The following is a 12,787-nucleotide window of genomic DNA, read 5'->3' on the forward strand; positions in this document are numbered from 1 at the left end:
CCGATCATCGACCCGCAGCCGCGGCTCGAGGACGACCGCTGGCCCGCGAAGGCGTTCGTCGGCGAGGTCGTCCCCTTCGCCGCCACGGCCTTCCGCGAGGGGCACGACCTCATCGGCGTCGACCTCCTGCTGCGCTCGCCGTCCGGGGCCGAGTCGGAGCACCGCATGTCGCTCCTCGCGACCGGCACCGACCGCTACGGGCGCCTCGTGGCCCTCGACGAGGAGGGCGACTGGAGCTACCGCATCCGCGCCTACGCCGACGACTGGGCGACCTGGCTCCACACGGCCGAGGTCAAGATCCCGGCCGGCCTGGACATCGACGTCACCTTCGCCATCGGCGAGGGCCTGCTGCGCAGCGGCGCCGACGACTCCTCGCGGCCCGAGGGCGAGCGCAGCCTGCTCTCCGACACCGCCGCCCGCGTCGGTGACACCACACTGAGCGCCGAGGAGCGCCTCGCCGCGGCGACCGATCCCGCCGTCCACGGCGCGCTCGACGCCCGCCCGGTGATGAGCCTCACCAGCGTCTCGGAGCCGCGCACCGTCCACGTCGAGCGCACCCGCGCCGGCGTCGGCGCCTGGTACGAGTTCTTCCCCCGCTCCGAGGGCGCCGTGCGCCACGAGGACGGGACCGTGACCAGCGGATCCTTCCGCACCGCGATCGACCGCCTTCCCGCGGTGGCCGCGATGGGCTTCGACGTGCTCTACCTGCCGCCGATCCACCCCATCGGCCGCTCCTTCCGCAAGGGCCCGAACAACACGCTCGACGCCGGCGAGAACGACCCCGGCTCGCCGTGGGCGATCGGCTCGGCCGAGGGCGGCCACGACGCGATCCACCCGGACCTGGGTACCGAGGACGACTTCCGCGCCTTCCACGCCGCGGTCGAGGCCGCGGGCCTCGAGCTCGCCCTCGACTTCGCCCTGCAGGCCTCGCCCGACCATCCCTGGGTCACCAGCCACCCCGAGTGGTTCACGACGCTCCCCGACGGCTCGATCGCCTACGCCGAGAACCCGCCGAAGAAGTACCAGGACATCTACCCGATCAACTTCGACAACGACCCCGAGGGCATCCGTCAGGAGTCGCTGCGGGTCCTGCGGCACTGGATCGACCTGGGCGTAGGGATCTTCCGCGTCGACAATCCCCACACGAAGCCGCTCGACTTCTGGGAGTGGATCATCCACGAGGTCAACGCCGAGCACCCCGAGGTCGTCTTCCTCGCGGAGGCGTTCACTCGCCCCGCGATCATGCGCGCACTCGGCAAGGTCGGCTTCCAGCAGTCGTACTCGTACTTCACCTGGCGCAACACCAAGGAGGAGCTCGGCGAGTTCTTCACGAGCATCTCCCACGAGACGGCCGACTACATGCGGCCGAACCTCTTCGTGAACACTCCGGACATCCTCACCGAGTACCTCCAGTACGGCGGCCGCTCGGCGTACAAGGTGCGGGCGGCCCTCGCCGCGACCGCGTCGCCGCTGTGGGGGGTCTACGCCGGCTACGAGCTGGTCGAGAACGTCGCTCGCCCCGGCGCCGAGGAGAACATCGACAACGAGAAGTACGAGTACAAGACGCGCGACTGGGCCGGCGCCGAGGAGTCGGGCCGCTCGCTGGCGCCGTACATCACGCGCCTCAACGAGATCCGGCGCTCGCACCCCGCGCTCGGGCAGCTGCGGAACCTGCACGTGCACGGCAGCGACGACGACGCGATCCTCGTCTACTCCAAGCACCTGCAGGCCGCGTTCACGGGTACCGGGACCGACGACACGATCATCGTCGTCGTCAACACCGACCCGCATTCGGCCCGCGAGACCACGGTCCACCTCGACCTGCCCGCGATCGGGCTCGACTGGAGCGCGACCTTCGAGGTCGAGGACCTGATCACCGGCGCCGTCTGGACCTGGGGCAGCGACGACTACGTGCGGCTCGACTCGTTCGTCGAGCCCGTGCACATCCTGAGCGTGAAGGCGGACGAGCGATGAGCGGAACCACCCCCGAGGGCACGAGCCCGGCCGAGGAGGCGGGCCTCGGCGCGCACGCCGAGACGGTCCCGACGACCGGCACCAGCTCGGCGACCACCTCCGGCCACGGCGCGCACGTCGCCGACGCGGCGCCCGACGCTCGACAGCACCCCGGAGCGGAGGGCGAGAACGCGCGCAGCTACGCGGTCGAGACGGTCCCGGAGGCGCTTCAGCCGGTCGCGGCCGACGACGCCGTGACCGTCGAGCGCGACGCCGACGACGCGGAGTCCGCTCCGGTCGGCAGCGGGGCCGACGGCGACCTGCCCGACGACACGGACGCCGCCGATTCCGTCGCAGCCGACAGTGCCGCGCGCTTTGAGACGACCGCCGGCCCCGCCGAGACGACCGCGGACCCCGCCTCCGCTTCGGGCCCCGTCGACGGCACCGCTGCGATCGCGCTGCCCGACATCCCCGAGTGGGTGCTGCAGCAGCTCGCCACCGGCAGCAACGCGCTCCCCCACGACGTCCTGGGCCAGCACCTCGTCTCGGCCCCCGGCGTCTCCGACCCGGTGACGGTCGTCCGCGTGCGCCGCCCGCTCGCCGAGAAGGTCGCCGTGGTGCTCGCCACCGGCGCCCGCGTCGAGCTGAGCCACCTCAGCGACGGGATCTGGCAGGGCTTCCACGTCCTCGGTCCGCAGGCGTACACGGTCGAGGCCCGCTACGGCGGCGGCGGCGAGTGGACCGCGGAGGACCCCTACCGGTTCTCGAAGACGGTCGGCGACTTCGACCTCTACCTCATCGGCGAGGGCCGCCACGAGCGTCTCTGGGAGGCGCTCGGTGCCCGCCACCGCGAGCACGAGGGGGTCTGGGGCACGAGCTTCGCCGTCTGGGCCCCGCACGCCCAGGCCGCTCGGGTCGTCGGCGACTTCAACGACTGGAACGGCGAGGGCCACTCCCTCCGCAACCTCGGGACGACCGGGGTCTGGGAGATCTTCGTCCCGGGCGTCGAGCCCGGAGCCTCCTACAAGTTCGACCTGCTCTCGCGCGACGGCCACTGGGTCCGCAAGGCCGACCCGATGGCCCGCGCCACGGAGGTGCCGCCTGCGACCGCCTCGAAGGTCCCCGTCTCGCACCACCAGTGGGGCGACTCCGGCTGGATGGAGAAGCGAGCCTCGGTCGATCCGCACACGCAGCCGCTCAGCGTCTACGAGATGCACCTCGGCTCCTGGCGTCCGGGACTGGGCTACCGCGACCTCGCGGACCCGCTGATCGAGTACGTCACCGAGCTCGGCTTCACGCACGTGGAGTTCATGCCGCTCGCCGAGCACCCGTTCGGCGGCTCCTGGGGCTACCAGGTCACCGGCTACTACGCCGCCTCGAGCCGCTTCGGCACGGCCGACGACCTCAAGTACCTGATCGACCGTCTGCACCAGGCCGGCATCGGCGTCATCGTCGACTGGGTGCCCGGGCACTTCCCCAAGGACGACTTCGCCCTCGCCCGCTTCGACGGCGAGCCGCTCTACGAGCACCCGGACTGGCGCCGCGGCGAGCAGATGGACTGGGGCACCTACGTCTTCGACTTCGGGCACACCCAGGTGCGCAACTTCCTCGTCGCGAACGCCCTGTTCTGGCTCGAGGAGTTCCACGTCGACGCCCTGCGGGTGGACGCCGTCGCCTCGATGCTCTACCTCGACTACTCCCGCAAGGAGGGCGAGTGGCTGCCGAACCAGTACGGCGGACGCGAGCACCTCGAGGCGATCAGCTTCCTCCAGGAGGTCAACGCCACGGCCTACAAGCTGCACCCCGGCATCATGATGATCGCCGAGGAGTCGACGAGCTGGCCCGGCGTCACCCAGCCCACCAGCTCCGGCGGCCTCGGCTTCGGGCTCAAGTGGAACATGGGCTGGATGCACGACTCGCTCGACTACATGGCGAACGACCCGCTGTGGCGCCAGTACCACCTGGGCGAGATCACCTTCTCGTTCGTCTACGCCTTCAGCGAGAAGTTCGTCCTGCCGATCAGCCACGACGAGGTCGTGCACGGCAAGGGCTCGCTGATCCAGAAGATGCCGGGCGACCACTGGCAGCAGCTCGCGAACGTGCGCGCCTACCTCGCCTTCATGTGGGCCCACCCCGGTAAGCAGCTGCTCTTCATGGGCCAGGAGTTCGGCCAGTACTCCGAGTGGAGCGAGGAGCGGGGTCTGGACTGGTGGATCCTCGATCAGCCGAGCCACCGCGGTCTCTGGAGCCTCGTCGGTCAGCTGAACCGCGTGTACCGCGACTCGCCGTCGCTCTGGGAGCTCGACCACGAGCAGTCGGGCTTCGAGTGGATCGACGGCGGCGCGGCGGCGGCCAACGTCGTCTCGTTCCTGCGCAAGGACAGCGAGGGTCGCCCGATCGCCGTCATCGCCAACTTCTCGGGCTCGCCCGTGCACGGCTACCGCGTGAGCCTGCCCACGGCCGGCCGCTGGGAGGAGCTCGTCAACACGGACGCCGAGATCTACGGCGGCAGCGGAGTCGGGAACTTCGGAGCGGTCGAGGCTCGCGAGGAGCCGTGGGCCGGCCGCCCGGCTTCCGCCGAGCTGGTCCTGCCCCCGCTGGCCGTGCTCTACCTGCGACCCGCCGACTGATCGGTCCCCGCACGGAAGAGGCCGCCCGCCGCGACGATCGTCGCGAGCGGGCGGCCTCTCGGCGTTCCGGCCGGCGTCAGTAGAGCAGGCCGGTGAGCCGGGCCCGAGCCTTGTTGACGCGCGGGTCGGTCTGACCGACGATCTCGAAGAGCTCCAGGAGACGAGCCCGGACTGCGGCCTTCCCCTCGGCGTCGAGGCGCGGGAACATCGAGAGCAGCCGGTCGAAGGCGTCCTCGACGTGGCCGCCCGAGACGTCCAGGTCGGCGACGGCGAGCTGCGCGTCGAGGTTCGACGGCTCGGCCGCGGCGGTCGAGCGGATGTCGTCGAGCGTGCGGCCCTGGAGGCGGGCCAGCAGCCGCACCTGCGCGAGACCGGCGACGGCGAGGTCGTCGCGCGGGTTCTGCGCGATGGCGGTCTCGTACTCGGTGATCGCAGCGGCGTAATCGCCCCGGTCGATCGCGTCGTAGGCCTCCTGGTGGTGCGGCGGCAGCGGCTCGGGCTCGGGCTCGCCGCCCTCGGCGGGAGCGACTCCCTCCACCGGCACCGTGCCCGTCACACCGTTCTGAGCCGCGAGCTGGAGGACCTGCTCGAGCAGTTCGCGCAGCTGCTCCTCGGCGACGAGGCCGCTGAACAGGGGCACCGGGCGGCCGCCGATGATCGCGGCGACCGTCGGCACGGACTGCACCTGGAACGCCTGCGCCAGCTGCGGGCTCGACTCCACATCGACCCCGACGAGCACGAACGCGCCGGCGTACGAGACGACGACCTTCTCGAGCAGCGCGGTCATGCTCTGGCTCTGGTCCGACCAGGAGCCGCGCAGGTCGACGATCACCGGCACGCGCGACGAGAGCTGGACCACCTGGTCGAACTCGGCGTCGCCGGCGGTCAGCAGCAGCGGATTCGCGCCGGGCGCGCCTCCGGGAGCGGCGGGCGCGGCCGGGGCGCCGGCGGAGGCGGCGGGCGGGGTGCGGCGGTTCACCAGCGACGAGAGGTCGACGGCGCCGCGGAGGTTTCCAGGCAGGGGCGGGACGGTGCTCACGGCAGCTGCACCACCGAGACGAGTCCCTGGCTCCATCCGAGCATCACGATCTTCTCCTCCGATCCGACGGGCGGTACGTAGAACAGCAGTTGGTATCCGTAGGTGGTCTCGATGCCGGTCGTCGACTTGTCCGTGCCCAGCAGGGTCTGCGAGGCGCCGGAGGTCGAGACGGTCGAGCCCTCGGCAGTGGGGCGGACGGTCGACGTCTCGGCGATGCTCGCCGCGACGAGGGCCCCCGAGTCGTTCGTCGCGAGCGCGATCGTCGGCGACGTGCCGGCGGCGTTCGAGAATTCGATCGAGGCGGTGTCCGGCAGCGCCTCGCGGTCGGCGTTCTTCTTGTCGACGCCGACCTGGCCCCGGAGGGTGTCGCCGTCGGCCGCGAAGAGCTCGGCGTACTGGCTCGAGTCGCCGTTGGCGAGCACGTCGGCGTACGCGGAGCCGACGGTCTGCGGGGCGAGCTTCATCAGGCGCGAGTCCGGCGCCACGATCGACGTGCCGACGGTGACGGGCGCGACGTCGGGGATGCGCGCGTTGGCCTCGAGCGAGATGGCGTAGTCGACCTTGTAGTCGACGCGCGGGCTCGCCTGGCTCATCATCAGCGCGATCGGGGCCTGGGTGGTGTCCGTCGAGTTCTGCACGACGGCGGTGACCAGGCGCGGCCACGACTCCGTGTCCTGCGGTAGCACCAGGCTCACCGGGGAGGCCGGGATCGTCTGCGGGGGGTCGATGGTCCCGCCCTTGGCGACGACGTCGTAGTTGGTGGTGCGCTCGGTGAGCGCCTCGCCCTGGAAGCGCTCGGCCAGGATCCCGGCGTCCCGGGCGGCGTCGGCGCGCGACGCGACATCGGCGACCTCGGCGACGACGGCCTCCGCCTGCTGCGTGGTGACCACGGGGGTCGGCTCGGCCGAGACCGGCTCTGCCCCCGCGGTCGCCGTGGCGGACGCGGTCGGCGCCTCGCTCGCGCCCGCGGCGAGATCAGGCCAGTAGTCGGAGCTGCAGCCGGAGAGGAGGACGGTCGTCCCGAGGACGACGGGCAGCACCAGGGCCGCCCGGCGGCGCGAGGGCGCCGGCGACGCCGTGGAGGCCTGGATCCCGGCACGCGGCCGGGGACGGCGGGCACCGCGGGGGATCCGGCCCTGCGGTCCCTTCCGGCGCGGGCCGTGCTGGCGGCGCAGGTGGACGAAGGCCCAGATGTAGAGGACGAGGCCGAGGAGGAGGAACACGGCTCCTCCGAGCAGCAGCGGGCCGGCGAGGGGCGTCGCGGTGTCCACGGGCCAGCTGACGCGCACGGAGTCGGCTGCCGGCGCGGTGCCGTCGCTCGCGATGAGGATGGAGACGTCCTCCGGCACGTCGAGCGCCAGGGTCACGCTGCCGCTCCCCTCGAACTCCTCGAGCCAGAGGTCGGAGCCGCGAGGATCGACGACCGCCGCGTCGGCGGTCTCGACGTCGGAGGAGAGCTGGACGCGCTCCCCCGTCTCCTCCGCGGAGGTGAGGGTGTCGTCGGCGCGCTCGTAGCCGATGGCGTCGTAGCTCGAGCCGCCCACCCAGCCCAGCACGTCGGAGGTCGGTGCGTAGGCGACGACGAGATCGCCGCTGCCCTCGACCGTGATCGTCTGGCGGCCCGGGTTGGCGCCCAGGGTGCTGCCGTCGATGACCGCGTAGGGAGCGGAGGAGTCGAGCGCGGTCTCGGCGGTGAGGGACTCCGGAGGAGCCCAGACCGTCCGCTGACCGATGCCGAGCACGATCATCGCGGCAGCGATGACGGTGGCGATGATGGCGAAGACGAACCGCACGAAAGTACTCCTCCTGCGTTGCCGGATCGGGGTGACGGCCGGGGCCGGCTCGGGGTACGCAGCCGGACCGGGGCGCGACGGCAACAGACAAAGACAGTCCACGATAGCCGATGCCCTCGCTCCGATGCCCGGGAGAAGCCGAGAGTGCGGCCCGGGCGGCGCGCGGTGCGGGTGTCGCCCCGGCCGCGGCCTCCGCGCTGAATACACTTTCCGAGTGCCGCGAGCCCCACCGCGGTCCTGCTCTGAAGGAGACGACGTGGCGAACGACGAGGCCGAATTCACCCAGGTGTTCCGTGGCTACGACCGGGACGAGGTCGACAAGGCCGTCCAGGGCCTGCGCCGCGAGCTCATCCACTCGAACACCCAGGCGGCCGAGAGCGGCCGCGAGGTGAAGCGCCTGTCCTCCCGGATCGAGGGCCTCGAGAAGGAGCTGCAGCAGGTCGGCACTCCCACCTACGCCGGCCTGGGCGCCAAGCTCGAGCACACCCTGCGCGTGGCCGAGGAGCAGTCCGAGCGGATCATCGCCCAGGCCGAGAACGACGCCTCCGCCCTCCGCCGCTCCACCCGCGACGACGGCGACCGCATCCTCCAGGAGGCGCGCGACGAGGCCGAGCGCCTGGTGACCGAGGCGCGCCGCCGTGCGGACCGGACCCGCGACGAGTCCGAGGCGCAGGCCGCGGCGACGCTCGGCAAGGCCGCCGACGACCGCGACGTGATGACCCAGGACGCCGTCCGCGAGGCCGCCGCGATCCGGGGCACCGTGGCGACCGAGGCCGCCGAGATGCGCGCCACCGCGAAGCGCGAGGCCGCCGCGATCCGCTCCGAGGCCGAGCGCGAGGCCGCGGAGATGCGCGCCGTCGCCGCCCGCGAGATCGAGGTCGCCCGCGCCGAGGCCGCCCGCCTCGCCCAGGCCAACGAGCTCCTGCGGGCCGAGGTCGCCTCCGAGGTGGACCGGCTCCGGGCGGCCGTCGAGGCCGAGGTCGCCCAGGCGCGCGCGGCAGTCGAGGCCGAGGTGCTCTCGACCCGCGCCGCGCTCGACGCCGAGGTCGCCGCAGTCCGCGCCGAGGGCGCGCGCGAGATCGCCGACCAGCGCACCCGGCTCACCCAGGAGCGCGCCGAGGCCGTCGCCGTGCTCGACGCCGAGCTGGCGGGCCTGCGCGCCGCGTCCGCCGACGAGGCCGCTGCGCTCTCGCGCGAGGTCGAGCAGGCCCGGATCGACCTGGTGGTCGAGCTCGCCGCGCGCCGCGAGGAGGCCGACCGCGACGACCTGCTCCGCCACCAGGAGGCCGTCGCGCAGACCCAGCGCTACCTCGACGAGTCGAACCTGCAGCTCGCCGACGCCATCCGACGCGCGAACGACAAGCGCCTCGAGGCGGACGCCCTCCGCAGCGACGCCCTCGACGACACGACGCGACTGCGCCGGAAGGCCCAGGACGACTCCGACGCCCTCCTCGACGACGCGCGCGACCAGGCGCAGAAGCTCGTCGCGGACGCGGAGCGCCGCAGCCGCGAGCTGATGGACACCGCCGAGCGGCGCCTCGACGAGATCCGCACCGAGCGCGACGCGATCGCCGGCTACGTGTCGGGACTGCGCGGGCTCATCGGCCACATCGACGGACTCGCGGACGACAGCGACGGCGACGACTCCGACGGCAGCGGCTCCGACGGCAGCGGCTCCGACGGCGGCTCGTCCGGCCGCTAAGCGGCCGCCGCACGGGCGGGCTCAGCCGAGCTCGCCCGCCCATTCCGTCGGCAGCGGGGACGAGGCGGGCGCGACCACGCGCACGATCTCGTCGAGGACCCGGCGGGTCTGCGCCTCGCCGACCCAGAGGTGCTTCCCGCCCCCCACGGCGACGAGGTCCAGCTGCGGCACGCTCGCGAAGCGCTCGGCGGCCGCCTCCGGCCGCAGGTAGTCGTCGAACTCCGGGACGAGCGCCACGAGCGGGCGGCCGTCCTCGCCCCAGGCGGCGACCTCCTCCGCGCTCGTGCGGTGCAGCGGCGGCGAGAGCAGGATCGCTCCCTCGACGGGGTGCTCCCTCCCCCACTTCAGCGCGAGCTCGGTGCCGAAGGACCAGCCGACCAGCCAGGGGTGCGGCAGTCCGCGGTCCGCGACGAGGGCCAGGGCTGCGGCGACGTCGGCGCGCTCCTCGGTGCCGTGTCCGAACGCGCCCTCGCTCGTGCCGCGCGGCGACGCGGTGCCGCGGGTGTTGAAGCGGAGGACCGCCAAGTCGGCGAGCGCGGGCAGCCGGGCGGCGGCCTTCCGCAGGATGTGCGAGTCCATGAAGCCGCCGTGGGTGGGCAGCGGATGCAGGGTGACCAGGGTCGCGACCGGCTCGTGCTCCAGGGGCAGCGCGAGCTCCCCCACCAGGGTCAGGCCGTCGGAGGTGTGCAGCTCGACGTCCTCGCGGCGGGCGGGGAGGACGACGCCTCCGCGGATCTCGTGGGTCATCGTGCTCCTCGGATTCTCCAGCAGTGCGTGTGCCAGTGGCGGCGGCCGGCCAGGTCGGCCGCGTCGCCGAGCGCGCCGTCGGCCCGCCAGGTGACCAGGTGCGGCTGGCCGATGTCGATGGTGAGCCCGCAGCCCGGGCAGAGGTAGTTCTTCACGGCCCGCGCTGCGGAGACGGGCTGGACGTTCCACTCCCGGCCGGCGTGGGACTCGGTGCGCCGGAAGCCGGCAAGCATCTGCGAGAGGTCGCGCTGCTCGTCGTCGTCGTCACGGCGGCCGCCCCGGGGTCTGTTGCTGCGCGGCATCCCCCCAGTCTAGGAGGCCGCCGCCGTGCCCCTTCCGTCAGTGGGAGCTGTCGTCCATCTCGAGCCGGGTCTCCTCGGCGTCGAGCATCAGCTGCGCCCGCCGCAGCGTCCGCGAGGAGTAGACCCCGCGCCCCCGGGCGTCCAGCAGTGCCTCCCGCTCGGCGAGCAGGACCGCTCGGCGCAGCCGCAGGTACTGCGCGTGCGGGCCGAGCGGCGCGTCCTCCGCACGGCCGACCTGCTCCCACGCCACCTGCGAGCGGGTCAGAGTGTCGCGGCGCACGCGCTCGAGGACGCGCTCGCCCGCCTCGCCGTCGGGCAGCTCAGCCACTGCCTCGGGGAGGGCCTGGATGCCCGTGGCCGCGACCTCGTCGAGCAGCGTCGCGAGCTCGCGGCGGTCGGCCTCTCCGTCGGTGCCCTGGATGCCGGTGAGCCGGATCAGCGCGGGGAGCGTCGCACCCTGCAGGAGCAGCGTCACGACGGCGACGGTGAAGGCGATCAGGATCAGCTGGGAGCGGTAGGGAGTCTCGTCCGGCAGCGACTGGGCCGCGGCGAGCGTGACCACGCCGCGCATCCCGGACCAGGACAGGACGACTCCGCCGCGCCAGCCGAACGCCTCGCTCGTGGTCGCGGCCAGATCGGTCTCGCGCCGGAGGTAGAGCCGCTCCGCTCTCACCTGCCGCCGCCGGAAGCGCTCGTCGCTGGTGGCGCTGTTGCGCAGTCGCATGAGGCCCACCGCCAGCCGCCGGTTGATCCGCTCCGCCCGCCGACCGGAGCTGCGCAGCCACAGGAGCAGCGGCCACACGAAGAGGGCCCGCAGCACGATCAGGATCACCACGGTGGCCAGACCCAGCAGCACCGCGGTGCCCACTCCGAACTCGCCCGGGTCCACGACCCCGGAGACGATCGCCTTGATCTCGGCGCCCATGAGCAGGAAGACGCCGTTCTCGAGCAGGAACTGCGCCGTCCGCCAGTTCACCCGCTCGCTGATCCGCGACTGCGGCGAGAGGAAGCGCGCGCTGTTGTGCCCCGTGTAGATCCCGGTGACCACGACGGCGAGCACCCCGGACGCGCCCAGCTCCTCGGCCGGGATGTAGGCCAGGAACGGCACGGCGAAGGACACGGCGGTGTCGAGCACCGGGTCCCGCAGCTTCGAGCGAACGAAGACGGTGAGCACGCCCATCACCAGTCCGAGGACGATCGCCATCAGAACGGAGTAGACGAAGAGGACCCCCACCTCGCCCACGTCGATCGCGTCGGTCGTGACGGAGGCGCCGACCACGGCCGCCGCAGCCGTCGCGGCGCGCAGCAGCACCAGCGCCGACGCGTCGTTCACGAGGCTCTCGCCCTCGAGCACCGTCACCAGGCGGGGCGGGAGTCCGAGCTTCTTGCCGATCGAGGTCGCGGCCACCGCGTCGGTCGGGCTCACGACGGCGCCCAGAGCGATCGCCGCGGGCAGGCTCAGATCGGGGAACACGAGGTAGAGGAAGCCGCCGACCACGAGGGCGGTCACGACGACCAGCAGCACCGAGAGCCCGAAGATCGAGCGCAGGTTCCGCCGGAAGTCGGTGAGGGGCACCTGGATCGCGGCCGAGTACAGCAGCGGCGGCAGCACGCCCGCGAGGATCAGCTCAGGCTCGACCTCGATGTCCGGGACCCCGGGGAGGTAGGACGCGCCGATCCCGATGACGACCAGGAGCAGCGGTGCGGCGATCCCGAGGCGGCTCGAGAACCGCGCGACGGTGACGACCGTGATGATCCCGACGACCCCGAGCAGCGCGTAATCCACGGCACCAGGGTAGCGAGAGCCTCAGCCCGCCGGACGCGGTGCCGAGCGGAGGGGAACGATCAGTACCAGCCGACCGATTCGGAGTGGGCCCAGGCACCGCAGGGCGAGCCGTAGCGGCCGGAGATGTAGCCGAGGCCCCAGGTGATCTGGGTGCTCGCGTTGGTCGCCCAGTCGGAGCCGGCCGACGCCATCTTGCTGCCGGGGAGTGCCTGCGGGATGCCGTAGGCACCGCTGGACTTGTTCTCGGCGTAGACGTTCCAGCCGGACTCGCGGTTCCAGAGGAGGACGAGGCAGTCGTACTCGCTGTCGGCCCAGCCGCGCTGCACGATCATGTCGTACGCGATCGCCTTCGCGGATCCGGGATCCGGAGCGGCGGCGCGCTGGACGGGAGCGGCGGTCTCCGCCTCGGCGGAGCCCGACTCCTCCTCGTCGACGGTCGCGGAAGCGGTCTGAGTCTCGGTCGGAGTGGGCGTCGGGGTCGGAGTGGGCGTCGGCTTCGCCTCGGCGCCGAACGAGTCGCGCTGGACGGTCCGCTCGACGGCGTCCGCGACGACGAGCCGCTGCGCGGAGTCGCCGTTGAAGCGCGCCGGGGCCTGGTAGTAGGGGGAGGCGACCGCGCCGCTGGACGGATCGACGACGTTCACCATGGCGAACGCGATCGAGGCCGTGAAGGCCAGCACCGTCACCGGGATCCGAGCCCAGGAGCGCCGCACCGGGGTCTGGTGCGGGACCGCCGGGCGACCGCTGGTGCGGTTCGCGGGCGTGTGGGCGACGGAGGTCTGAGGATGCTGAGCCACGATTACGAAAGCATAACGGACGATGACCTGATCGGCCA

General features: G+C 72.7%; 9 protein-coding genes. 3 read left to right on the plus strand and 6 right to left on the minus strand.

Annotated elements, in window-relative coordinates; translation table 11 throughout:
- The first annotated feature begins 3 nt into the window (after window positions 1-3).
- Window positions 4-1,974 (plus strand): alpha-1,4-glucan--maltose-1-phosphate maltosyltransferase, encoded by a 1,971-nt coding sequence (locus C5C10_RS03090; RefSeq protein WP_258060383.1) that lies wholly within the window; start codon window positions 4-6, stop codon window positions 1,972-1,974.
- On the plus strand, window positions 1,971-4,583 hold the full coding sequence (gene glgB / locus C5C10_RS03095) for a 1,4-alpha-glucan branching protein GlgB (protein ID WP_104328477.1): 2,613 nt from the start codon (window positions 1,971-1,973) through the stop codon (window positions 4,581-4,583). Before C5C10_RS03090 ends, glgB begins: the two co-directional genes overlap by 4 nt.
- Window positions 4,584-4,659: 76 nt before the next feature.
- On the opposite strand, the gene C5C10_RS03100 is transcribed toward glgB, so the two are convergent.
- A complete protein-coding gene (locus tag C5C10_RS03100) occupies window positions 4,660-5,622 on the minus strand; it encodes a tetratricopeptide repeat protein (RefSeq protein ID WP_104328478.1) in 963 nt (320 codons plus the stop codon).
- A complete protein-coding gene (locus C5C10_RS03105) occupies window positions 5,619-7,415 on the minus strand; it encodes a hypothetical protein (protein ID WP_104223886.1) in 1,797 nt (598 codons plus the stop codon). The genes C5C10_RS03100 and C5C10_RS03105 overlap by 4 nt, the downstream gene beginning before the upstream one ends.
- Before the next feature lie 256 nt (window positions 7,416-7,671).
- Between C5C10_RS03105 and C5C10_RS03110 the strand changes: the two genes are divergently transcribed.
- The gene (locus C5C10_RS03110; protein ID WP_104328479.1) at window positions 7,672-9,117 is read left to right on the plus strand and encodes a DivIVA domain-containing protein; all 1,446 of its coding nucleotides are present in this window, start codon (window positions 7,672-7,674) and stop codon (window positions 9,115-9,117) included.
- A gap of 21 nt (window positions 9,118-9,138) precedes the next feature.
- Here C5C10_RS03110 and C5C10_RS03115 read toward each other — a convergent pair whose 3' ends face one another.
- The 4 genes from C5C10_RS03115 to C5C10_RS03130 are packed head-to-tail and all read right to left on the minus strand — an operon-like array spanning window position 9,139 to window position 12,749.
- Window positions 9,139-9,864, minus strand: coding sequence for an alpha/beta hydrolase (locus tag C5C10_RS03115; RefSeq protein WP_104328480.1), 726 nt, complete (start codon window positions 9,862-9,864; stop codon window positions 9,139-9,141).
- The gene (locus C5C10_RS03120; protein ID WP_181027199.1) at window positions 9,861-10,166 is read right to left on the minus strand and encodes a hypothetical protein; all 306 of its coding nucleotides are present in this window, start codon (window positions 10,164-10,166) and stop codon (window positions 9,861-9,863) included. The genes C5C10_RS03115 and C5C10_RS03120 overlap by 4 nt, the downstream gene beginning before the upstream one ends.
- A 37-nt stretch (window positions 10,167-10,203) precedes the next feature.
- Entirely contained in the window at window positions 10,204-11,952 is a 1,749-nt protein-coding gene (locus C5C10_RS03125; protein ID WP_104226863.1) for a sodium:proton antiporter, read from the minus strand.
- 59 nt (window positions 11,953-12,011) lie between these two features.
- On the minus strand, window positions 12,012-12,749 hold the full coding sequence (locus tag C5C10_RS03130) for a lytic transglycosylase domain-containing protein (protein WP_244229431.1): 738 nt from the start codon (window positions 12,747-12,749) through the stop codon (window positions 12,012-12,014).
- Between the last annotated feature and the right edge of the window lie 38 nt (window positions 12,750-12,787).

The organism is Rathayibacter sp. AY1A3 (genome assembly GCF_002930975.1).
Taxonomy (GTDB): Bacteria; Actinomycetota; Actinomycetes; order Actinomycetales; family Microbacteriaceae; genus Rathayibacter.